The organism is Nostoc sp. 106C, assembly GCF_002154725.1.
In the GTDB taxonomy this organism is placed as follows: domain Bacteria; phylum Cyanobacteriota; class Cyanobacteriia; order Cyanobacteriales; family Nostocaceae; genus Aulosira.
In genome coordinates, this window is sequence record NZ_MTAW01000201.1 from 61,643 (window position 1) to 85,467 (window position 23,825).

Consider the following 23,825-nt stretch of genomic DNA (forward strand, 5'->3'; position numbering starts at 1 on the left):
AGCTTTTCCAGCGTTTCTCTGGAATGAAACCCCTAGCTTAACTGCGAACTTTACTTGTGACAGTTTCAGGCGCTATGAGGTCTTGCGAACTAACTCCGCAAATCTTACTGTTTATTGCGGACATAAAGCACTGCTAACTTTGCTTTTCTAAGCGAGACTTTACCACGTGCTATATTGCTCGTCGTATCTGCCAGAAGACACATAAATTTACAAAAAATTTCCTAAGGACTGGGGCACAGCATCAGTAAGTTTAGTTGCCCAACCCAGCGATTACAGATGCTATGCCCCGACAAAGGTTATATTGTTTACCTCTAGATTTGTAACTTCATCTTCTGCCAAACAGCCTGGCAAAGCCTGAAAAGAAGCTCATAACATCGTTAACCGATTCAAAGCCCAAACCAATCACTTGAAATGCAGCAGAAGATATATAAGAAGATCTAAAAACAGAATTGCTGCCAAAACCCCTTCGCCTTGAACTTGTTCGCACAGATGACAACATATCTCTCTGCTCAAACATCGACCCTGATAAGAAAATATCAATTCCACCCGACACTTGATCGAGTTCTTCGTTTGATAATTCAACGGGAGCGTTATTTATGACTTTCTCATGAGACATGATTTTTTCCCTATCAATAGCTATTGATATTTAGATATCTCTCTAGGGTGATAACTTATGCCGTATTGCCTTACATCTTGAAAGGAATTAACAGGATAGAGGCTGGAGAAAACAGTAGCAATTACTTTCAGTAAATTGCCAAGTTTTCCTGGCAAAGAACGAACACCAGAAATTTGTAACTTGGAATACAATTTACCGCTTAACTACCTTAACCAATAGGTTAAAACTATTAGATTTACTTATAGTAAAGCGATAATTATTTCTTAGTGTTACCTAGATAAAATATAGATACAATCAACGGTTTAAGATTTCCGTGCAACAGGTGCGATCTCTTAACTAAAATAAATTAATAAAACTTTAAACGTGGCTCTATGACCACCGCTATTCCTAACTCTCCCAAATCGGAAATTATTTATGCCAGCAGCGATGGAGAACCTGTGGCGGAAACTTACGACCATCTATATGCAATTTTAACTACACTAGAAGTCCTCAGACAGTATCTTCAAGGTCGTCGCGCCACAGTTTTAGCCAATCAATTCTTGTATTATGCACAAGGTTTCCCAAAATTGCGAGTTGCTCCTGATGTCATGGTTATCTATGACGTTGAACCGGGGGGACGCGATAACTACAAAATTTGGGAAGAACAACAAGTGCCAAAAGTGATTTTTGAAATTACCTCTAAAGGGACTCAGGAAGAGGACAAAACCGCTAAGAAAAATCTCTATGAAGGGCTAGAAGTACAGGAATATTGGTTATTTGACCCAAAGGGTGAGTGGATTGAACAAAAGTTGCAAGGGTATCGGCTGCGAGGAGATATTTATGAGCCAATTAGCGATAGTTGCAGCCAACAACTACAATTACGTCTTGCTGTAGAAGGAAAACTAATTGGCTTTTATCGCTTAGATAACGGAGAAAAATTGTTGGTGGCTGATGAGTTGGTTGAAGCACTCAGACAAGAGACTCACAAACGTATAGAGGCTGAAAGACAGGCAGAACAGGAACGCCAACGTGCAGAACAGGAACGTCAACGCGCAACGGAACTCGAGTCGCTACTTTCTCGTTATCGAGAACAGTTTGGCGAATTGCCATAACTGCAAAGACAGTTCCAACAGTTAAAACAGAAAGAAAAAGCTGTTACCTATGCGATCGCGCTGGATAGACCCTTGCTCTTAGTCTCCTTTTGCTACAATTAGGGATTGACTACTTGGCAACATCATTAATAACACTGCTTTATATTGGTTGATCGAGCAGATATAAGTAGAAAGACTAAAATAATTCACGCTAATACCATTTCACAAAAAATATGATGTAGATGTAGGTTGGGTTGAGGAACGAAACCCAACATTCCAAAGTCTTTTAATTGTTGAGTTTCACTCAGTTCAAACGCCACTTCACTCAAGTCGGGAAACCCGCCCACGTGAGTGGCTCCCCAACCTACGCATCTGTCTCATTTTTTGCTGGAATTGGTATAAGTCATTGCGAATGGAACAAAGTGCAATGAAGCAATCGCAAGGTTTATATCGATTTTACATTCTGTTACATGGACAATATCCTCTTGCTTTGTCGCGCCAATAATACCTATCAGGAAAATGTAGGGCAAGCATTACCTACCCTACATGCTCACTTAATGATGATGGTGGTGATCGTGATGATGATGTGCGTCTAGTTGAGGATTAACCGTTACTGCTTCTTCTGTCCTCAACTCGCTAATATGAGACTCTGCCCATTGCGCTACCATTGCCAGAAATTCTGGATGGTCATTAACGCAAGGCATTTGTACATAATCTACATCAGGATGCTTTTTCTCCACAGCATGGATAATGTGGTGCACATCTAATAAAGTTTCGTGATTTTCTGTAGCAAAGCCAATTGGCATAAAAATGACTACTTTGGCACCTAATTGAATCAGGTTATTAGCAGCTTGCTCGGCATTTGGTAACGTCCATTCAATTAGGGGGGTGTCATGGTTGAGCCAACCGACAGAAATCAAAGGATAGCGGTTAATCAATTTTTCCCGTACCAATTCATATAATGCTTGACTTTCGGCAATCCCTGAGGTGAATCCTTTCGCTTTGTGAGGACAACCATGATTCATCAGGATAATACCGATTTGAGAAGGTAGGTAAGTTGCTGCTAAGTCAGCATTAATTTTCTCCTCTACTATATGAGCCATCAAATCAATGTAGGCTGGCTCATTGTAGAAAGAAGGAATGTAACGCATTCCTTTTACCCAATGTTGATCACCCTCAGCCAACTCGGCTAAAGCATTATTTACCTGCTCGATCGCAATCCCACTAGTAAAGATAGAATCAACCACTAGTAGGGGATAGATTAAAATTTTGTCGAAGCCTTGGTTTTTAATCTCTGCCAAAACTTGTTTAGGCAAGAAAGGAGCGCAGAAGTTAAACGCTTTGAAAACTTGGACGCCCTCACCCCATTTTTCTTGTAAAAGCTTTTCTATCCCAGCGCGTTGCTTTTCAAAGATGGCGTTATGTGGGGAAATAAAATCGTGGTGTGTGTGTCCCCACTCATGGCGGTCAAATAACGCCAAAAGCTTGGCTAGGGGTGGGTAAACCCAAGTTGGGACTGGGGCAAATTTGGCTGTCAGTAAATTTAAAGCCTGTTCGTTATAGTTAGCGAAATCTTCGTAGCTTTCGACTTCGCCGTAGCCCATGAGCAATACGGCGACTCGGTCTTGACGTGATGATTGCTCGTGGGTGTGTTGTAATTTTTCCGGCGTGGCTACCACAGTGAGTTCCTCGATATAACCAGAATGGAGAGATTAAGTATCAAAGAAATAACTGAATTATTTCTCTGCTTAGTAAATTAATATCCCATCCGGGGGGATAGGATAATTACAATCATCATAACGAGACATGGCATCACATACCCCTACCATTAGGATGTAGACAAAAAAATTTACCTAAAAACTAGGGGCAAAGAGCAAGAGTAGTGTATTCGATACCACATAACAACCCCCCATAGTGCTGCGATCGCCTACGCAAAATTTGTATCATTCTCAAGATTTCAACTCTTTCTGTAGTGGTTTAAGTTAGGGCTAGGTTTCTACAAATTATTCAGAACTTCTTGCTGGAGTGATAATCGCTTTGAGTTGCGTAAAATATTAATGTTATATTCGCAACCAGTAATTGTTTGGAATCAAAGAATTGTGCAAGCTGCTAACCCTAAAAATAGATGAGCATCATCATTTGCCCTGGAATCCATGAGCCAGCGTTAACTGAAAGTTTTATCTCAGAATGCTTAAATTTAAATTCTGATAGCTCAAGTGCTAAAAATTCAGATAATCTACTGATTTTTCCAGAACAGGGTTTACTGACCTTATCACCATTGCATATTTTACAATTTCTACACAATTGCTTAGGTAATGAGTTAGAATCGCCCGTGATCTTCATTAGTTTTAGCGCAGGTGTAGTCGGAGCGATGCTCGCTGCGAATTCGTGGCGACTCTTAGGAGGTAATGTCAAAGCTTTTATTGCTATAGATGGATGGGGGGTGCCACTATGGGGTGATTTTCCCATTCATCGAATAAGTCATGATTATTTCACTCACTGGAGTTCATCTTTACTGGGTAGTGGGAAAAATAACTTTTATGCAGAACCAGCAGTTGACCATTTATCCATCTGGCGATCGCCTCAAACCGTTCAAGGTTTTTGGGTAGACCTATCCGAGGAATTTTACCCCAAAAGCGATCGCTTGAGTGCATCTGAATTCTTATGCCTGCTGTTAAAGCGCTATGAAGAAAAATAGTCCGGAAATTAAAGTTGGCAAGCAGGAGTGAGAAATAAGGAAGATTTTAAAATGGAGTGATCGGCGTATCGCGCAACTCTCCAACTTCCAAATCCCACACTCCTCAACTACCCATCTACCTTAATCACTATTCTTAAGTATCTAATGTTTCCAACGGAACCTGCTGCTGTTAATAACGGGTTTGGCGCACTGCTAAAAAACCGTGGTTTTATGCTCTTGTGGATTGGGCAACTGGTTTCCCAGTTAGCAGATAAGGTGTTCTTCGTTTTGATGATTGCCTTACTGGAAAATTACCCACCACCACCAGGATTGGCAGAGAATTCTATGTACTCAACTTTAATGGTGGCCTTTACAGTACCAGCCATTTTATTTGGATCTGCGGGTGGTATTTTTGTCGATCGCTTTCCCAAAAAGCTGATTATGGTTGGTTCTGATCTGGTGCGTGGGTGCTTAACTTTATTAATTCCGTTTTTACCACGAGAATTTTTGATTCTTTTGATCCTTACCTTTGCCATCTCTACAGTGACGCAGTTTTTTGCCCCTGCGGAACAAGCTGCCATTCCCCTACTGGTACGGCGAGAAAATTTAATGGCAGCGAATGCACTATTTAGCAGCACAATGATGGGTGCTTTAATAGTTGGCTTTGCCATAGGAGAGCCAATGTTGAGTTGGGCGAAGAGTTTGCTGGGAGAAGAATACGGTCAAGAGTTGGTAGTTAGCACACTATATCTGTTATCGGGTGCCATCATGCAGCCGATTAATTTTAAAGAAAACAAACCCACTACTGAACATCGGGGATCAAATCACCTTTGGTCTGAATTCACAGAGAGTTTGCGCTACCTCAAGAAAAACCGTCTGGTATTAAATGCCATGTTGCAACTCGTAACTCTATATTGCGTATTTGCGGCTTTAACAGTACTGACAATCAGATTAGCGGCAGACTTTGGCTTAAAAGAGAAACAGTTTGGCTTTTTCTTGGCAGCAGCTGGGGTAGGGATGGTGTTGGGTGCGGGAATTTTAGGACACTGGGGTGTGAAATTGCATCGCAAGCCTTTACCCTTAATTGGATTTTTGATAATGGCGCTAGTGTTAGGGGTATTTACTTTCACCCACAATTTATTATTGGCGCTAGGACTCTGTGCATTATTAGGTGTAGGTGCTTCTTTAATTGGCGTGCCGATGCAAACTTTAATTCAACAACAAGCACCTCCCAACATGCACGGTAAAGTTTTTGGCTTTCAAAATCATGCCGTCAATATTGCTCTTTCCTTACCTTTGGCAATTACTGGCCCATTAACTGATATTCTAGGATTGCGGATTGTACTTGTAGCTATGAGCCTGATAGTCGCTGCTGTGGGTGTTTGGGCTTGGCAAAATACCCGCCGAGTATTACAAGACGTAATTTAGCGATACAAAGTCTTAGCTGAACCTAAATATTAAATATAGAAATTTCCGTAAGGATTTAATTAAACTTTTCTATTAAAATGAAATCTTAACTACAGAATTCAAGCATTAACTTAGCTATTCTCAGAGGTTTGACAGTGCGATCGCCAACCCGAATCAGTCCCCCCCAAACCGAGAATCATACCCAGCCTAATACGACTATCCAAACCGTCGTAGTAACCCCTAAACGGGCATCCGGCGGTTTTGCTCTCCTAGACAGCCTCCAGCGCCACGGTGTTGAGTATATTTTTGGTTATCCCGGTGGAGCAATTCTGCCAATTTATGATGACCTTTATAAAGTGGAAGCAACCAGTGGCATTAAGCATATTCTTGTGAGACACGAACAAGGTGCATCTCATGCTGCTGATGGTTATGCCCGCGCTACAGGTAAGGTAGGAGTTTGCTTTGGTACTTCGGGTCCAGGGGCGACTAACTTGGTAACAGGTATCGCCACCGCCTACATGGACTCGATTCCGATGATTGTGGTCACAGGACAAGTAGCACGGGCCTCAATTGGTACGGATGCTTTCCAAGAAACTGATATTTATGGAATTACCCTGCCAATTGTCAAACACTCCTATGTAGTGCGTGACCCGAAAGACATGGCACGGATTGTGGCTGAAGCGTTTCACATCGCTAGTACAGGACGCCCAGGGCCAGTTTTAATTGATGTTCCAAAAGATGTAGCTTTAGAAGAATTTGACTATGTACCTGTGGAACCAGGTTCGGTGAAATTACCTGGCTATCGTCCTACAGTCAAAGGAAATCCACGGCAAATCAACGCCGCTATCCAGTTAATCAGCGAAAGCAGCAGACCGCTATTGTATGTCGGTGGAGGTGCGATCGCTTCTGGAGCACACGCAGAAGTTAAAGAACTAGCTGAGTTATTTAATATTCCCGTCACTACAACTTTGATGGGTATCGGTGTGTTTGATGAACATCATCCCCTAGCCTTGGGTATGTTAGGGATGCATGGCACCGCCTACGCCAACTTTGCTGTGACTGATTGTGACTTGTTGATCTGCGTTGGCGCGAGATTTGATGACCGCGTGACTGGGAAGTTAGATGAGTTTGCCTCTAAGGCGAAAGTAATTCACATCGACATCGATCCCGCAGAAGTTGGCAAAAACCGCGCTCCAGAAGTGCCGATCGTCGGTGACGTGCGGAATGTGTTAGTTGACTTGTTACGTCGTTGCAAGCAAACAGGTACAAAGGCTAAACCCAACCAAAACCAAGAGTGGTTAAACCTAATTAACCGCTGGCGGGAAGAATATCCTTTGATAGTGCCCCAGCATTCTGACAGTATTTCACCCCAAGAGGTAATTGTCGAAATCGGTCGTCAAGCACCCCACGCTTTCTACACCACAGATGTAGGTCAACATCAAATGTGGGCAGCGCAATTCCTGAAGAATGGCCCCCGACGCTGGATTTCCAGTGCTGGTTTGGGAACGATGGGTTTTGGTGTGCCTGCGGCAATGGGTGCGAAAGTAGCATTTCCTGATGAAGAAGTTATTTGTATTAGCGGCGATGCCAGTTTCCAAATGTGTTTGCAAGAGTTGGGTACACTTGCACAATATGGGATAAATGTCAAGACTTTAATTCTCAATAACGGCTGGCAGGGGATGGTACGCCAGTGGCAGCAAGCCTTCTATGGTGAGCGTTATTCTTGCTCCAATATGGAAGTAGGGATGCCAGATATAGAGTTTTTGACCAAAGCTTATGGCATTAAAGGCATGGTAATTAGCAAACGGGAAGAACTCCAAGATGCGATCGCCGAAATGCTGGCGCATAATGGCCCGGTAGTTGTAGATGTGCGCGTCACCAGAGATGAAAACTGCTATCCAATGGTAGCTCCAGGTAAGAACAACGCTCAAATGATTGGCTTGCCCAAGCAACCGCCAACAACTGCAACAGAACCAGTTTATTGTGGTCACTGCGGCACGAAAAACCTTCCTACGCACAATTTCTGTTCTGAGTGTGGCAATAAACTGTAAAGATTACTGTGTACCGAGTGCTGAGTGGTGAGTATTTTTTAATTTACTCAGCGCTGAGTTCGGTAAATTTTGGAATTTAGAAAGTTAGATACGCAGGGGATTGTATCCTCTGCGTTTTTTTGTGCGGAGAAATCCCAGTAAGAATCTCATGCCAATTTGAAAAATGATTATGATGGATGGATTGCTCAAAAGGTTATATAGCAACTCTTTTACAATCCAAAATCTGTTTTGAAAAGTTTGCTCAAGCCGGGAAACCCGACGCCAGTTGCTACAACGGAGGGAACCTCCCTCCGGGTTCACCAGTCCCTTACGGCGGGAAACCCGCCTTCAGATCTGGATTCACCGCAACGCACTGGCTCAACTTTTCGCAAAATCTAAAATCCAAAATGGTATCAGATGTGTGTTTTTCTTGATTTTTTTGGGAATCCTAAGTCTCAGGAAAAAAGATTGCTTTCCCATCAATCACGGAACCTTTAAAGGATAATTATGTTTAAACCCAAGTCTCTCAACAGAGGCAGCAACAGTTCAGTTGCTTTGGAACCAGAAGTAGCGATCGCAGTGATTGGACTGTTTTCCGCAGCATCTGATGATGAAGGTGTGAGCAGAACCGAAGAATTTGCTTTGAGTGAAATGCTAGCTGGTATTTCTCAATTTGAAGATTTCTCTGAGAAAGACTTTGAAGAATTGACAGAGAAAGTTTATACCTTGCTAGAGGAAGAAGAACCAGAGGATGTCATCGAGCAAGCGATCGCTTCCTTACCAGATGAAGAATCTCGAGAAGCAGCCTACATTACCGCGCTGTTGGTAGTCGGGATTGACGGTGAAGTACCCGACAGCGAACAGGATTATATATCTGAGCTTCAAGACGCCTTGAATATTACAAACAGGCGCGCACAACAGATCATAGACCACATCTTTGGAGAAGATGATGAAGAGGAGTACGAAGAAGAATAACTCTTTTTGTGCTTAAAACCCCGATATTGTCAGCTGGGTTACTTAATATCGGGCAAAACGTTTATGTATAACAATTGCAGAATCAATAAAATTATATGGCTCATGATAGCGTTGAAATTGCTACTCATGAGCTTTTTGTTGAAAAACCTACCTCTTGCTGATGCTAATGTGAAGAAATGTCATCAAAAGGCTTGAGATCTGGAGCTACCCAACTTTGACGAGCTTCCCAAGACATAATTAACTCGTGACTGTAGTATTCGTAGAATAAAGTTTTTTGCTCACCATAAGTAGAGATGAAGTCATTGATCAATGCTGAGATAGAGGCGTTGTGATTGGTAACAGCGAGGAAACGACAGGCGATCGCAATCCAAAATAGAGTCAAAGTTTCATGATATCCACTGCTACTGGTAGTCATAATACCGTTGCACTGGTTGTAATGTTGAATTCCTGTACGGATACGTGCTATTGCTTCTGTTTTAGAGCATATAGATAAATACCACACAGCAATCGTAAGATGAGCAGCGTGGTTCCAGCCACTTCTATGTAACGTACAAGCTTCAAATTGCTGGACTAACCTAACTATATCTTCATCAGTTTGGTAGAAGTCAGCTTTAGGCTTGCTTTGTTTCATAACAATTTTAAATTTGAAGTAGAAAGCAGTCCCAATGAAAAAAGTTTCTTCCTTGAAACGAGTTCTATACTAACAAATACTGTTCAGTTCGCTCTATTCTTGGGTCGTCTAGGGTACAAAAGTATTTGATGATAGTATCGTCGAAGATTGGGTCATAAGTAATACATGCAGCGATATTCTGAGGTAATGTATTATCCTATTCTCAATATATTTATCACCTAGTTCAAGCTTAATATTCAAGAAACAGCCTAAGTACTGCATAGCTTATTACAATACAACTTGCCAGCCACAATAAAGCCAGCGTTAAGAATTTTTTCAAAATAACGATAGTTAGTTTTGTTAACAATGAACCATGAGAAAATATATTAAGCTAAACAAATATCTTTTTATAACTTTAGGTAGTGATGGCAGCGGTGAAAAGCATTAATTGATTGAAAATTCAGTTAATTATTCTCTGCTAGTGAACAGATACAAGCGAATACTCTCCAAAATAAGTTTAATAAATCAAAAATAAAAATTGGAGGTTGTAAAATGGCTTTTCGGAATAACAATGGCACAAATTTATGGCAAAAATTACAACAGGATTCAGTAAGTTGGGGATCTCTAACACTATGGATCAGCGGGTTAGTTGTACTGTTAATAACCCTAGGATTGTTTGCTAACATTTTAGATTAGCTATAGGAATACGGTTTGATTTTTGAAAAAATTCTGTAAACTTGAAACTTAATTGTAGGGTGGGCATTGCCCACCCCCAGATGCTAAGAAAGCGGAAATCCTTTTAGCAATTCCTCCTAGGGGGAACCCCACACAGAAGTAAAGTCTTGTCTCAGAATTAAATAAAATCAAGTCTGCGTTAAATCAAGAGCTAAGGAAGCAGTAAAAACACTCTAGATAACTTTAGATAAATTGTTATCTCTGCTTCCTATTCTTTTTCCTTCTAATTCTGAATTTTAGATTAGTTTTATTAGGATGGTTCTGTAACTTCCAATTAGGAGATAATTTTTCTAAAATTGAGTGAATTACCTTATCCAGAGAATTACACTAAAGATATATACATCTATACTTCATTTGATGAACATAAAAATTCTGGTATCAGTCTTAGTACTAGGCACTATTGGTTTAGTTAATTCCGCTAAAGCTCAAGAGCCTAGCAATAGTGAAACAGTTAAATCTAATCCAGTTATCAATGCTTGTGTTCAAAACAAAGCAGAGACCTTACCAAATCCTTTTAGTGATGTACCATCTGACCATTGGGCTTTCAAAGCAGTTATGACTATGCACTATTGCGGAGCCTTCCGACAAGCTACACCACCTGCTTTATTTCAGCAACTAAAACCAACTGAAAATATCCAGAAACCACCGAAAGAGGAGCAATTTCAACAATAGACAAGAAAATAATAAAAATATGGGATCAGTCGCGCTACTAGGAAAATTTTTGGTCATAGTTGACTCAAATTAAAGCTAAAGATCAATAAATCCATAAAATAGCCAATTTAGTGCAAGTATCAACTTACAGGCTACAAGTGTTGGATGCGGGGTATAACTTCTTTGGCAAAGAGATTGAATTGCGGCATAAACTTATGAATATTTGCATTAACAAAAGCTGCGATTTCACTGCTGGTGATAACTAAGCCGACGCCTGTACCCCCAAAACCGATGTCAAGAATAAGGAAAAAATATAAAGAATAAAATTTTTGGTAGTATTAGTAGTACTAAATCAATGTTAATGCAGCGTTAAATTTGTATTACGTTGCTAGGATAAGCCTAAAGCTTCTCTAGATAATGATTAACTTTTTTAGCTTGGATGCGGAAGCCACAATGATTTCACAGCAAAGCTGACAAAGATATGTAATTGGCTTATAAAAGCCTGTATCCAAAAATCTCATTCCATATTCAAATGTTATATTTAAAGCAAGGAGAAATATTTTTGGCCATGTGAATAAGCCCATAACGCCTTCCTGAAGCTAAATCTCTACACTGTGTTTATGAAGTGGAAAAAAGTTCTAGATTCAACTAGAAATTGCTGTTCTATTTAAACCGTAAACTTAAAAATACATTTTTAAGCAAAAATTGTAGGAATTAAAAAGTCTACTTAAATTTGTAAATTCTGTGTTGCCTATTATTAGAAAAAAACAAGTAGCCTCTCCAGATTTATGTAAGTAATTCTTATTTTTGCTTTTGATAATAACTAAAGCTGGAAATCCAATCTACTATAGACTCAAACTGATTTAAGTATGTTTCAATTTTAAAACTATGTTATTATTAGCTTACCGAGAAATATTTTTGGTCAAGTGACTGACTACATAGACGCCTCTCCAAATCTAAATCTCTACATTTTATTAATTTGGAGATATTATATGTCAGTTTATATTGGTAATCTATCCCATGAAATTGAAGATGAGGACATCAGACAGGTCTTTCTAATGTATGGAGTTGTTAGGAGAATTTTAGTATCTACAAACCAAAAATCTGGTGAGAAGAGGGGATTTGCTGTTGTAGAAATGGAAACGGATACTGAAGAGGTAGCAGCAATTAATGGATTAAGAGGTAATGAATGGATGGGTTATAGCCTTAAAGTTAATCGGGCTAAGACCGTTGTAGACGTAGCTTAATCACCTAGAGTGCATATATATAACAATGAAGCGTTAGAATTCTCGTGTGGTTGTATACATTTACTCTGCTGCTCACAAAAGTGTCTAATTTTTTCCTTGTTGTCTTAAAATAATATCAGGCAAGCTACGCCATAACTTTTTGACAGCAGAATATGGAGAATTTCACTGCTTAACCTAGTACCAGAACATTGATATTGGAGGAAGCACAAGGTAATCGATAAGTTAAAAAACAGAAAAAATATCCAAACAACATAAGGAGAAGACATATTTAAATAGATATAACGGTTTAAATCAACAAATATAGAAGTGAGGAAAAATTGAAAATTAAAGCGTTAGATGTTAAAGCTGGCGATCGCATCATTGCATATTACAAGAATAAAAGACAAATCTGCAAGGTCAAACAAATTTTAGACCTAGGGCAGACAAATGTCACACTTTCAGTTTTCACAAGTGAGCATTATCGCGGCTGCTTAGTCTCATGCGTAATCCGGTTCCAGTGGGATGCTTTAGTTGAATTAGTAAGTTAAAAATTAGTTCCAACTGCAAAAAAATTTTTACGATGATTAGATTTGTCTTGATTATTTTATATTGAAGCTTTTCCAGGGCAAGCATTCCTCTATTTGTAAGGTTACTTGTGAGTTTGATGTAATTTGTTTGACTCCATGTAATTAAGCTCGGTTCATCTAGAGCCGATAATTAAACTTATCTGGTGGTGATTATGATAATTTTCTAAGTACTTCTGCCCTGAAAATTACAAATTAGCTAAATAATTAACTTTGTCTAAATAAATGTCTACATTGCTGTCAGGCTGTAAAAATCTGACTCCAAAAACCATGATTAGCCTTAATTTCAGATATCAATGGCTCACATGAATAAATTTATATAAAGTTTTTTTAATCTCTCTCCCTAAAAGTTAATTACTTATGCCATAATAAAAAGTGAGAATTAATTCGGTTAACAGCGTTTGTTTTTAGTATTGACAGGCTTTTTGTTTTTGGTATTTACAAACTTTTCTCCGAAATCTAAATCTCTACACATTTATAATTTCGGAGACAATCTATGTCAGTTTATGTAGGTAATCTTTCTTACGAAGTTACAGAAGAGAGCTTAAATGCTGTGTTTGCAGAATATGGTTCTGTCAAGCGAGTTCAGCTACCTACCGACCGGGAAACAGGTCGTGTGCGCGGCTTTGGTTTTGTCGAAATGGGTACTGATGCTGAAGAAACTGCCGCCATTGAAGCTCTTGATGGTGCAGAGTGGATGGGACGAGACCTAAAAGTAAATAAGGCTAAGCCCAAAGAAGATAGAGGCGGTTCATTTGGTGGTGGCAACCGTAACAGTTACGGTGGACGTAACCGTTACTAAGCTTGACTGATTTAGCTATTTGACCTAACCCGTTAGTTCAACAAATAACATGATGTAATAGCGGCTCAGGCATTTGTGCTTGAGCCTTTTTGTTACATACTTTGAACTACGAACGAAAATGCAAGCTTGATAAGCTAAAGCCCTTTTTGTGGACTTGTTCATGACAAAATTAACCTTGCCAGTCCAACCTGCCGTTCTCATCACCATTATAGGTGAAACAGTTTTGAAAGAAAGGATTGTGAAGCTGCTGAAAAGCTATGATGTAAGCGGTTACACCATTAGTCAAGTGCAAGGTGAGGGTGGACATGGAAAACGCTTAGCAGATATGGCAGGTTACAACACTAATATTGAAATCAAAACTATTGTTTCATTGGAAGTATCTGATGCTATCTTTTGCGCACTAAAAGAGGAGCAAGGCAAGCACGCCTTAATCGCCTTCCGGCATAATGTAGAAGCCTTTTATTGATGAAACCTTTTTCATCAGTTTGGGGTGAAACCTTGAATCTTCGTTGGCTATAATGTCGCCAAAAATTCTTTTTTTTTGAAATTTTAGTTTAATACTGAGGAATTAAAAAATGTCTACTAACACTGATGTAGTTGCTTATGTTCAAGAAAGTGAATTTGACATTCTTTTAAGTGAAGAAAAAGTTGTTGTAGTTGACTTTACTGCTACTTGGTGTGGCCCTTGTCGCCTGATCAGTCCATTAATGGATCAACTCGCTCAAGAATACAAAGGTCGCGCCAAAGTCGTTAAGGTAGACGTGGATAACAACAAACCGATGTTCAAAAAATTCGGTCTTCGCAGTATTCCAGCAGTTTTAATTTTCAAGGATGCTGAGTTAGCAGAAACTATCGTAGGAGTTTCTCCTTACGAGCAATTTAGCAGTGCTGTTCTTAAGCTTCTTTAGCTTGTTTTTGGGGAGACTTCTAGTTCTCCCATTTTTTTGGGAGGTACTAAACCATAATTCTATTACCCCTGAAAATTCTCCTATACATACAATCTACACAATAATTAGGTGTAGTAAGCATGACCCCAGAAGCCAAATCTTGGCTAGACCATTTACGTCAGTACGAGCGATTACAATGGCAGACCTAGAGATTCGCAGACGGGTATTTGCCTTTCATCAAAGCGATGAGCCACCGACTATTTCGCACATGATCTATGCCCATTCTTGAAGGGTGATTTGTTTTTTACAGATCGGATACTATGGAGCGATCGCGCGCGCAACCAGAGATTTTTCCTTCATGTGTTTAACACTTCTTGCAGGAAGCCCATTGATGAAAGAACTCAAGAAAGGGGATGAATCTTGGGCAGTATCTAGTTTTTAGATTCTGTATATACCTTCTACTTCTTCCTCCATGAGGCATAACTTCTATCAGATTTTTTTAAGTCGTGGATAAAGGGATTGATATCTTATCCAAGCCTCTTCTAGGGCTAAATCAACGGCTTGGGGAGTTGCCGAAAGCGTTGGGGTGGCTGCCAGTTTGAGCGTGTCATTAGCATCTGCGTATACGCCAATTCCAATACCCGCCAGTAGAGCGGCACCATGCGCAGATGCAGCAGCAACGGTAGTTACATAAAGGGGTATTCTCAATACATCAGCCAGTAATTGTTTCCAAGGCATTTCTAAGGTTCCACCGCCTGCTAAACGCAATTCTGTGGCTTTAAAACCTGTTGCTTCAAGTGCTTCAAAACCTTGTCGCAAAGCAAAAGCCACTCCCTCTAATGCCGCCCGCATCAGGTGCGCCTGGGTGTGATGAAGTCCAAGCCCTACCCATGCGCCGCGTACATAGGGGTCAAGGTGTGGAGTTCGCTCACCCGTGAGATATGGCAAAAATGTCAACCCTTCACATCCTGGAGGAATAGTAAACGCTTTAGTATAGACTTGCTCCCAACTCAAGCCGAGGATACCTCGCACCCACTCAAGTGCTAGTCCTGCATTTTGCATTGCTGCAAGGGTGTACCACCCGTTAGGTACGGCGGCTCGATATAGATGTGTACGAGCATGAGGATCGAGAATTGGTTGGGAGCGAGGTGTAATGATTTGAGCGCCTGTGCCGATGGTTAGTTGAACCAAACCAGGTTCTAGTAGCCCATTACCAAGTGCGGCGGCGGCTGTATCCGCAGCGCCAGCGATCGCTCTTAAGCCAACTCTTAAGCCAAGGTGTTCTGAAGCACTAGCCGTTAAGTAACCAGCGATCGCACTAGAGGGAATAATTTTCGGCAACCAATCACAACGCAGATTTAGCCCTGAGATTGCATCCCATGCCCAGTTGTCTGACACAATATCGTAAAGCAAAGTACCGCTAGCATCAGATGGTTCGGTTGCAACTTCTCCAGTCAGCCGTAACCGTAGCCAATCTTTTGGCTGAAGTGCCCAACGCGCTTGGGCGTAGACAGTAGGCTCGTGTTCTCGTAGCCACAGCAAGGTTGAGCCAGCCATTCCAGCTGTAATGGGGTTGCCCAATCGCTCTAGAATAGTGTCATCGAGTGAATGATAAATGTTTTGCGTGGTACTAGAGCGACTATCTGCCCAGAGAATAGCAGGACGCAGTGGCTCACCCGACTCCGAAGTTAGGACAACACCGTGCATCTGTCCTGAAAGTGCGATCGCCTGTACCTGATCGGCATGATTTCCCACTGCCTTCTTAACAGCCAAGCCAACAGCTGACCACCAATCCCCTGGCTCGGACTCAGCCCATCCGGGATGAGGTGCATGAACAGGATAGGAGCTTGATGCTTCAGCTATTGCGGTTCCGTCCGTCGCCAGGAGCAATGCCTTAGCAGAGCCTGTTCCTAAATCTATGCCAAGCAGCATTAGGCTAGTCCTCAAATACTTAAAAGTTAAGAATCCCAAATTAGATTTGTTGCTTATTGAAGAAGGCAGAAGGTTTTGTACCCTGCGGGAAGTTGACACAACAGAAGGCGATTCTAACCCCTCCTGAACAAGAGCCACCCTTATCGGTTACCCGACATAAAGCAACTGCAAACCCGTAGGGTGGGGGTCTTAAACCTTTACTCCCTGCGGTCGTAGCACAGGGCAGGAATCAGAATCCTTTCTGCCTCCTGCCCTGTGCCTTTCCCGATAAGCAACAAATCGTTCATAAAGTTGATAATGCCTTAGTGTGCTTGCGAGAATCGGACTAGTGTTCCATTAACACCAAACTCATGCAAACTACGCAACTGGTCAGCAACAGCCTCGACGAAACGTGGCGACTCTACTAAATCTCCAAAAATTTCAGATATACTGAGCAATGGTTTGGGATCTAATTCACTCAAGCTGGCGCGTTGAGTCAGGATGTCTGCTAATGGGTCATCAATGGGAATAGGTTGCCCTTGTTTATCCTGACTACTGAGGTATCGACACCAAGCAGCAATCGTTAAACTTAGATAATCGATCGCACCTCCAAGTTGTAATTTATCGCGGATCGATCCCAAAACAAACTTAGGAATTTTAGCTGATCCATTCAGGCACAGGCGCGGAAGTTGATCGCGAATTTTGGGATTGGAAAACCGTTCAATTAGAGTCTTTTTATAATCGTCTAAATCAATTCCAGGAACGGGTTGGAGCGTTGGTGTTACCTCATCCATCAACTTAGCGACGGCTTGCTCAAACAAGGGATCAGCCATGACTTCATAAACGTAGGTATAACCTGCCAAAGAGCCGAGATAGCCAATTAGCAAGTGACTGGCGTTGAGCAGCCGGATTTTCATCATCTCGTAGGGATGAACATCGTTAGTCATCTGTACGCCAACAGATTCCCAATCAGGTCTGCCTGCACAAAAGGTATCTTCAATTACCCACTGGATGAAAGGCTCTGTCACGCCTGGAAACGCATCATCAATACCAAATTGTTCTGCCACCATTTTGATATCTGGTGGGGTTGTCATCGGAGTAATGCGATCGACCATGCAGTTGGGAAAGGCAACGTATTCAGCAACCCAACGTCCCAACTCTGGATCGCGGATTTGAGCAAATGTCGTTAGCATTTTCCGCACCATGTTACCGTTGCCCTGTATGTTGTCGCAGGACAGGACGGTAAAGGGTGCTAACCCCTGTTTATATCGTTTTTCGAGTGCGGCGGTCAAAAAACCGTATGTCCCGATTGGTTGGTCAGGATGGTGCAAATCGTGCTGAATTGTTGGGTGGTTCACATCGAATTCGCCACTTCCTTCAATGTAGTAGTAACCGCTTTCAGTAATCGTTAATGTTACAATTCGGCATTCAGGGTTTGCCATTGCTTCAATAGCTGCTTGACGATTGTCTGGTGCAAACAGGTATCGAGTGATGGAACCGATGATTCGAGCGCGATCACTTTGCGGCGATCGCTCAACTAAGGTATACAAACAATCTTGGGACAGTAGCGCATCCCGCATACGCCTGTCATAGTCATAGTCAAGCAATCCAACACCACAGATTCCCCAATCACTACCAGGATTTTGATGGAAATAATCATCAAGATAAAGCGCTTGGTGTGATCGATGAAATCCACCAACTCCAATATGCACAATTCCATTGGTGATTTGATGGCGATCGTACTTGGGTATACGCACGTTTCCAGGTAAATGAGACAGGGATGCTTGATTCAGCTTGATTGTTGAGCCTGTGCTGATATTGCTGTTCATTTTATTTATACTAGTTGGTGACGACGATTTTTTAAAACTGCTTCACCCTGTAAGTCAAATAGATGACAAAGTTCGCCGCTAATGTGGATAGGAACGAGATCGCGTAATTGGCTGGAATTATCTCCGTCTGTTTGTACTACTACGGTGTCTCCCCCCTCAATCTTGACATAGAGATAGGTTTGTCCACCCAGTCGTTCTACAACTAACACTTCGCCATTCACGCTTGGGTTATTGCGATCGAGTCGCAAATGTTCGGGGCGAATTCCCAATGTTGCACTCTCTCCAACCGACAACTTTCCAGGCTTCACGGGAATCATTACACTGGCATCACCAGGAAGTTTCACAGTTATGCCAGAGTCATTCACGGCTGTTACTGTCACCGAAATAAAGTTCATCTTAGGTGAACCAATAAATCCGGCAATGAATAGATTGCGGGGATGGTGGTAAAGTTCTAGTGGCGAACCCACTTGTTCGACAATGCCGCCCTGCAACACTACAATTTTGTCTGCAAGTGTCATAGCCTCCACCTGATCGTGCGTCACATAAATCATGGTGGCTTGCAGGCTTTCATGTAAGCTAGCAAGTTCAATCCGCATCTGCACGCGCAAAGCTGCATCCAGATTTGACAGTGGTTCATCAAATAAAAACACTTTGGGATTGCGAACCAAGGCACGACCGATCGCTACCCGTTGGCGCTGTCCTCCGGATAGTTCTTTGGGCTTGCGGTTTAACAGTGGTTCCAGTTGGAGGACACGAGCGACTTCACGCGCCCTTTCATAACGCTTGGCTTTTGCCACACCTGCAAGACGGAGGCTAAACGCCATATTTTCCGCTACGGTCATGTGAGGATAAAGGGCGTAGGTTTGAAATACCATTGCCAACCCACGTTTATCTGGAGGTACATCATTCACTACCTCTCCATCAATCGACAACTTGCCGGAGGTAATTTCCTCTAGTCCGGCAATCATACGGAGCAAGGTTGATTTTCCACAACCAGATGGGCCGACAAATACAACAAATTCGCGATCGCCAACATCAAGATCGATGCCTTTGATCACCTCGGTATCGGCATAAGTTTTATGGATATCTCTTAAAGCAACTGTTGACATAGGATTTTCTGTTTAATGAATTAAAAGCAGATGATTATTTCACAGCACCAAACGTCAGACCCCGAACTAATTGCCGTTGACTCAGCCAGCCGAAAATAAGGATCGGCGCGATCGCCAGAGTTGATGCTGCCGAAAGTTTTGCCCAAAATAACCCTTGAGGGCTGGAAAATGAGGCAATAAATGCGGTTAAAGGAGCGGCATTAGCCGTTGTTAAGTTGAGGCTCCAAAAGGCTTCATTCCAGGACAAAATGATTGAAAGCAATGCGGTAGAAGCAATTCCAGGTAATGCTAGTGGCAGCAAAACATGAATCAGTTCTTGCTGTGTGTTTGCCCCATCCATGCGATCAGCTTCTAGGATATCTTTAGGAACATCTCTAAAAAAGCTGTAAATCATCCAGACAACAATTGGCAAATTGATCAGGGTGTAAATAATAATTAAACCGATCCGGGTATCTAGCAAATGAGCGTTGCGACACAAAATGTAGATTGGCACCAACACACCAACGGGTGGCAGCATTCTAGTAGAAAGCATCCATAGCAAGGTTCCCTTAGTGCGTTTGGTTGGGAAAAACGCCATCGCATAAGCGGCAGGTACGGCAAGCAGTAGCGCGAGTATGGTCGAGCCGAGTGAAACCGCCACACTGTTGAGGGCATAGTTGAAATAGTTTGCTCGATCTTGAATCGCCACATAATTTTCTAATGTTGGCTGGAAAAATAACTGAGGAGGAGTTGCAACTGCCGCCACCTCCGTTTTAAAACTAGTGAGAAACATCCAGAAAATCGGGAAAAACAAGCTGCAAGCGACAAACCAACCGAGCAAGGTAAACAGCCAGCGTTTCAAGGTTTTACGTGCCATCGTTAGGTATCCAAATTACGAGCAACACTACGCATCAGAAAAATTGCCACGATGTTGGCAAGAATTACCGCGATTAATCCACCCGCTGAAGCACCGCCGACATCAAATTCCAGCAAGGCTCTCAGGAAGATGTAATAGGCAAGGTTGGTCGTTGCCACTCCGGGACCGCCACCTGTGGTAACAAAGATTTCTGCGAAAATAGTCAAAAAGAAAATCGTCTCGATCATGGCGACTACGGCAATGGCGCGGCTCAGATGGGGTAGCATGACGAAACGAAATAGAGCGATCGCATTTGCTCCATCCATCCTAGCTGCTTCTAGCTGGTCATGATCTAACGACTGAATTGCCGTCAATAAAATCAGCAGAGCAAAGGGAAGCCACTCCCACGAAACAATGATAATGATGGCAAGCAGGGGAAAATCTGCAAACCAATCGATCGCACCCAAACCCAAACCTCTTGTGAATTGAGCAAACAGTCCATTTACTGGATGCATCAGCATATTCTTCCAGACTAGGGCGCTGACTGTGGGCATGACGAAAAACGGAGAAATCGCCAGTACCCGCGCAATCCCCTGGCCATAAAAGTCCTGGTCAAATAGAATTGCTAAGAGTGTGCCTAGAGCAATTGTGATCACCAGAACGGACACGACCAGAATTATTGTGATGGCGATCGAAGTCCATAAACCTGGATCGCTCAGAATGAACGTGAAATTTTCAATTCCAATAAATTTGCGTGCGTCTGGATTAAGCAGGTTATACCTCTGAAAGGAAAACCATAGCGTCATCACCAGAGGCACAATCATCCATAGCAGCAAGGCAATCACAGAAGGCGCAACCAAGGGTAAGGTTGATGCCTGTCGCTTTGTTCGTTGCCTAGTGGGTGGCGTTTCGTGGTGACGCTTTACAGCTACTGAAGAAGACATAGTCTAATAGAATTTTGGATTTTAGATTGTGAAAGTTTTATGGGTGAGCATTTGCGTGTGTCCTTGCCTTTCCCGTCAGATTTAGATCCCCCCCTGCCCCCCTTTTTAAGGCAGGGCCGTTTCATTCATAATGGTATGTATTTTGTCAATATGAATGGCGATAAATATCAGGGCAAAAGTCATAAATTGTTGACTATCTTGATGCCTAAGATTGAATACCAAGCTCGTTTTTTATCTCCAGAACCCTTGCATTTTTAAGCCTTTTAGGGAATGAAATAGCCCTGCTTTTTAAGGGGGGAGAATTCTGTCAAAGTCCCCCTTAGAAAGGGGGATTTAGGGGGATCTCCGGGTTTAAGAACATAACCTAGCCCCCCTTTTCACTCGATATAACCCGTGTGTTTCATAAAACGTTCAGTCGAACTCTGTGATCGCTCCAACGCCTGATCGACTGAAAGGCGATTGGTCAGTGCTGCTGCCATAGTTTGCCCGACCGAAGAACCGATCGCCTGAAATTCTGGAATATCCACATATTGAATACCCTTGTAAGGGGTTGGTTGTGCAGCTGGACGGCTAATATCAGCAGATTGGATCGATTTCAGCACAATCGAAGCAAACGGTGCGGCTTTTTGATAGTTGGGATTGTTATAGGTGGAAGTCCGCGTACCTGGTGGTACACTAACCCAACCACTTTGGTTAGCCACTAATTGAATGTATTCTTTAGAGGTTGCCCAGGCAACGAACTTTTGAGCAGCTTCGGGGGATTTTGAGGTTTTTGGAACCGCTAATGCCCAAGCCCAGAGCCAATTCGAGCCGTTTGGATATCTCTCAATTGGCGCACGGGCAAAGCCAACTTTGTCATAAACTTGAGATTCTTTGGGGTTGGATAACAGCCCTGCGGCAACGGTTGCGTCTACCCACATACCGCACTTACCCGTTGAGAATAGCGCCAGATTTTCATTGAATCCATTGGAACTCGCTCCCGGTGGGCCATATTTGTTGAGCAAATCGACATAGAAAGCGATCGCTTCTTTCCATGCTGGAGTATTTATGGTGGGTTGCCACTTCATATCAAACCACTGTCCGCCAAAGGTGTTGACCAATGTGGACACAAATCCCATATTTTCGCCCCAGCCCGGTTTTCCACGCAGGCAAACACCATAAACTCCATGCGTTGGGTCGTGAACCTTACTCGCCCATTCTCTAATTTGGGGATAGGTTGGCTGTTCGGGAACCTTAATCCCTGCTTTTTCAAACAAGTCTTTTCGGTAATAAAGCATGGAACTTTCCCCATAGAACGGCACAGCATAGAGTTTGCCGTTGTTGGAAAGCCCTTCTCGGATCGGTTTTATTAGGTCATTTACGTCGTAACTTGCGGGTAAGTCCAATGGTTTTAACCAATCCCGTCTCGCCCAAATCGGCGTTTCATAGGAACCGATTGTCAGGACATCGAATTGTCCGCCTTGGCTTGCAACGTCTGTGGTGGTGCGTTGGCGCAAGACGTTTTCTTCCAGGACAACCCACCGCAGTTGAATATTTGGATTGGCTTGTTCAAAGTTGCGGGAAAGCCCTTGCATAACCACCATGTCACCATTATTGACAGTAGCGATCGTCAGTCTTGTTTTCGCTGCTGCTTGCGAACCCGCACAGGCATGTAGTAGTTGTGCCAGCATCACTCCAACGAGGAATGCAACCAAGATTTTAGCGAAGCGGGGCATACGCATTGCACAGCTCCTTTAGGATTAAAATCATATAAAAAATGATTTTATGCTCTACTATTGGGCAAAGACCCAATAATTGAATCATACTAGCTGAACTTAAATACTGAACACTTAAAGACTATTTGCAACATATATTCACAAGGGGTTGAAGATATGACAGCTAAAGCAAGCTATCACTTTGCTGGCAAGACGGTTTTGATTACGGGCGGTGCTGGTGATATTGGTCGAGCTACGGCACAGCGTTTTGCCGCAGATGGCGCAGGTGTAGTACTCGTAGACTTAAACGAAGCGAAGATGGCAGAAGTTACTCACGAATTGGAAATTTATAAAATTCCAGTTCTGAGCTTTCGCTGCAATGTCACCTCTTCTAAGGATGTTGCTCAAGCCTTTTCTGCTGCTGTAGAGCAATTTGGGCGAATCGACTATGTTTTCAACAATGCGGGTTATCAAGGAGCGTTTGCCAAAACTGACGAGTATCCTGAGGAAGATTTTCAAAAGGTCATTGACATCAATGTTGTTGGAGTTTTTCACGTCCTCAAGGCGGCGGCACAACACTTACGCAAATCGGGTGGAGGAGCGATCGTTAATATGGCAAGCTATGCAGGAGTGGTTGGCCCTCCAAATATGATCGCCTACTCAGCCTCGAAGTTTGCCGTAATTGGGATAACTCAAACAGCAGCGAAAGACTTGGCTCCCTACCATATTCGGGTGAATGCGCTCTCGCCTGCGCTGATTGGCCCTGGTGTAATGTGGACGCGGCAGACCGAATTGCAGGCAGGTGTAGGGTCACAGTACTTTGATGCCGATCCAAAAGTAGTAGAGCAGCAAATGATTGATTCAGTACCAATGCGGCGTTTAGGGAGCCTTGAGGAAGTTGCCAACAGTGTGGCATTTCTCATGAGCGATGAAGCAAGCTACATTACGGGCTTTAATTTGGAGCTTAGTGGTGGGCAATAGGGGAAAGAGCATTGCCAAGTTAGTAAGGGACTTCCAAAAATTCAAGGTGAATATGAAAATCTCTTATTTTTCTCAGCGCTCTCTGTGCCTCTGCGGTTCAATAAATTACTTTTAAACCGCAGAGGCACAGAGAACACAGAGGAAAGAGGAATTATAGGGCTTGTCCAAACTACAAGTTTATTTAAAGCTGTTTTTATTAACGTAGAATGTGATAGCGTATACAAAGCAATTTGAGCAAAAAATGCATCTTTG

The 23,825-nt window shown here is 42.5% G+C and carries 23 protein-coding genes; 13 read left to right on the plus strand and 10 right to left on the minus strand.

All coding sequences use genetic code 11. From position 1 onward, the window contains the following. Positions 1–325: 325 nt before the first annotated feature. The gene (locus tag BV375_RS30300) at positions 326–616 is read right to left on the minus strand and encodes a CTB family bacteriocin (RefSeq protein WP_086767414.1); all 291 of its coding nucleotides are present in this window, start codon (positions 614–616) and stop codon (positions 326–328) included. Between the two features lie 371 nt (positions 617–987). Here BV375_RS30300 and BV375_RS30305 point away from each other — a divergent pair, with 371 nt between their 5' ends. Continuing rightward, a complete protein-coding gene (locus BV375_RS30305) occupies positions 988–1,707 on the plus strand; it encodes a Uma2 family endonuclease (protein ID WP_086767416.1) in 720 nt (239 codons plus the stop codon). Between the two features lie 185 nt (positions 1,708–1,892). Here the strand turns inward: BV375_RS30305 and BV375_RS37320 are convergent, their stop codons facing one another. Together BV375_RS37320 and BV375_RS30310 are read right to left on the minus strand one after the other, a co-directional pair. After that, on the minus strand, positions 1,893–2,033 hold the full coding sequence (locus BV375_RS37320) for a hypothetical protein (RefSeq protein ID WP_166507564.1): 141 nt from the start codon (positions 2,031–2,033) through the stop codon (positions 1,893–1,895). 207 nt (positions 2,034–2,240) lie between these two features. Next, entirely contained in the window at positions 2,241–3,365 is a 1,125-nt protein-coding gene (locus tag BV375_RS30310) for a ferrochelatase (protein WP_086767418.1), read from the minus strand. Positions 3,366–3,811: 446 nt separating this feature from the next. Between BV375_RS30310 and BV375_RS30315 the strand changes: the two genes are divergently transcribed. From BV375_RS30315 to BV375_RS30330, 4 genes are all read left to right on the plus strand, one after another. Continuing rightward, the gene (locus tag BV375_RS30315; protein ID WP_086767420.1) at positions 3,812–4,384 is read left to right on the plus strand and encodes a hypothetical protein; all 573 of its coding nucleotides are present in this window, start codon (positions 3,812–3,814) and stop codon (positions 4,382–4,384) included. Between the two features lie 144 nt (positions 4,385–4,528). Next, positions 4,529–5,791: an MFS transporter gene (locus BV375_RS30320; RefSeq protein ID WP_086767421.1), complete on the plus strand. Its 1,263-nt coding sequence runs from the start codon at positions 4,529–4,531 to the stop codon at positions 5,789–5,791. 128 nt (positions 5,792–5,919) lie between these two features. After that, the gene (ilvB, locus tag BV375_RS30325) at positions 5,920–7,821 is read left to right on the plus strand and encodes a biosynthetic-type acetolactate synthase large subunit (protein WP_166507565.1); all 1,902 of its coding nucleotides are present in this window, start codon (positions 5,920–5,922) and stop codon (positions 7,819–7,821) included. 486 nt (positions 7,822–8,307) lie between these two features. Next, on the plus strand, positions 8,308–8,775 hold the full coding sequence (locus tag BV375_RS30330; protein WP_086767426.1) for a tellurite resistance TerB family protein: 468 nt from the start codon (positions 8,308–8,310) through the stop codon (positions 8,773–8,775). Positions 8,776–8,938: 163 nt separating this feature from the next. Here the strand turns inward: BV375_RS30330 and BV375_RS30335 are convergent, their stop codons facing one another. Next, positions 8,939–9,406, minus strand: coding sequence for a hypothetical protein (locus BV375_RS30335; RefSeq protein WP_086767429.1), 468 nt, complete (start codon positions 9,404–9,406; stop codon positions 8,939–8,941). A 531-nt stretch (positions 9,407–9,937) separates the two neighbouring features. Between BV375_RS30335 and BV375_RS37325 the strand changes: the two genes are divergently transcribed. The 6 genes from BV375_RS37325 to trxA all read left to right on the plus strand — a co-directional run bounded on the left by BV375_RS37325 (position 9,938) and on the right by trxA (position 14,291). Then, entirely contained in the window at positions 9,938–10,081 is a 144-nt protein-coding gene (locus BV375_RS37325; protein WP_166507566.1) for a hypothetical protein, read from the plus strand. A gap of 396 nt (positions 10,082–10,477) precedes the next feature. Continuing rightward, positions 10,478–10,792, plus strand: a complete 315-nt coding sequence (locus BV375_RS30340) for an S-layer protein (protein ID WP_086767431.1) — start codon at positions 10,478–10,480, stop codon at positions 10,790–10,792. Positions 10,793–11,763: 971 nt separating this feature from the next. Further along, complete coding sequence (locus BV375_RS30345) at positions 11,764–12,018, plus strand: RNA-binding protein (protein ID WP_086767433.1); 255 nt, start codon at positions 11,764–11,766, stop codon at positions 12,016–12,018. A gap of 1,059 nt (positions 12,019–13,077) precedes the next feature. Continuing rightward, the gene (locus BV375_RS30355; RefSeq protein ID WP_086767437.1) at positions 13,078–13,383 is read left to right on the plus strand and encodes an RNA-binding protein; all 306 of its coding nucleotides are present in this window, start codon (positions 13,078–13,080) and stop codon (positions 13,381–13,383) included. Positions 13,384–13,543: 160 nt separating this feature from the next. After that, positions 13,544–13,849 (plus strand): hypothetical protein, encoded by a 306-nt coding sequence (locus tag BV375_RS30360; protein WP_086767439.1) that lies wholly within the window; start codon positions 13,544–13,546, stop codon positions 13,847–13,849. A 109-nt stretch (positions 13,850–13,958) separates the two neighbouring features. Further along, positions 13,959–14,291 carry a thioredoxin gene (gene trxA, locus BV375_RS30365; RefSeq protein WP_086767441.1) on the plus strand — a complete coding sequence of 111 codons (333 nt, stop codon included), beginning with the start codon at positions 13,959–13,961 and terminating at the stop codon, positions 14,289–14,291. Positions 14,292–14,759: 468 nt separating this feature from the next. Here the strand turns inward: trxA and xylB are convergent, their stop codons facing one another. The 5 genes from xylB to BV375_RS30390 all read right to left on the minus strand — a co-directional run bounded on the left by xylB (position 14,760) and on the right by BV375_RS30390 (position 20,898). Then, positions 14,760–16,202, minus strand: coding sequence for a xylulokinase (xylB, locus tag BV375_RS30370; protein ID WP_086767443.1), 1,443 nt, complete (start codon positions 16,200–16,202; stop codon positions 14,760–14,762). 302 nt (positions 16,203–16,504) lie between these two features. Further along, the gene (locus BV375_RS30375) at positions 16,505–18,010 is read right to left on the minus strand and encodes a mannitol dehydrogenase family protein (protein WP_086767445.1); all 1,506 of its coding nucleotides are present in this window, start codon (positions 18,008–18,010) and stop codon (positions 16,505–16,507) included. Between the two features lie 5 nt (positions 18,011–18,015). Continuing rightward, a complete protein-coding gene (gene ugpC / locus BV375_RS30380) occupies positions 18,016–19,119 on the minus strand; it encodes a sn-glycerol-3-phosphate ABC transporter ATP-binding protein UgpC (RefSeq protein ID WP_086767447.1) in 1,104 nt (367 codons plus the stop codon). A 34-nt stretch (positions 19,120–19,153) separates the two neighbouring features. After that, positions 19,154–19,975: a carbohydrate ABC transporter permease gene (locus BV375_RS30385; protein ID WP_086767449.1), complete on the minus strand. Its 822-nt coding sequence runs from the start codon at positions 19,973–19,975 to the stop codon at positions 19,154–19,156. 2 nt (positions 19,976–19,977) lie between these two features. Beyond that, complete coding sequence (locus BV375_RS30390) at positions 19,978–20,898, minus strand: sugar ABC transporter permease (RefSeq protein WP_086767451.1); 921 nt, start codon at positions 20,896–20,898, stop codon at positions 19,978–19,980. Between the two features lie 39 nt (positions 20,899–20,937). Here BV375_RS30390 and BV375_RS30395 point away from each other — a divergent pair, with 39 nt between their 5' ends. Next, the gene (locus tag BV375_RS30395) at positions 20,938–21,156 is read left to right on the plus strand and encodes a hypothetical protein (protein WP_086767453.1); all 219 of its coding nucleotides are present in this window, start codon (positions 20,938–20,940) and stop codon (positions 21,154–21,156) included. A gap of 119 nt (positions 21,157–21,275) precedes the next feature. Here BV375_RS30395 and BV375_RS30400 read toward each other — a convergent pair whose 3' ends face one another. After that, the gene (locus BV375_RS30400) at positions 21,276–22,619 is read right to left on the minus strand and encodes a sugar ABC transporter substrate-binding protein (RefSeq protein WP_086767455.1); all 1,344 of its coding nucleotides are present in this window, start codon (positions 22,617–22,619) and stop codon (positions 21,276–21,278) included. Positions 22,620–22,769: 150 nt separating this feature from the next. Here BV375_RS30400 and BV375_RS30405 point away from each other — a divergent pair, with 150 nt between their 5' ends. Beyond that, positions 22,770–23,573, plus strand: coding sequence for an SDR family NAD(P)-dependent oxidoreductase (locus BV375_RS30405; RefSeq protein ID WP_086767457.1), 804 nt, complete (start codon positions 22,770–22,772; stop codon positions 23,571–23,573). Positions 23,574–23,825 lie beyond the last annotated feature (252 nt).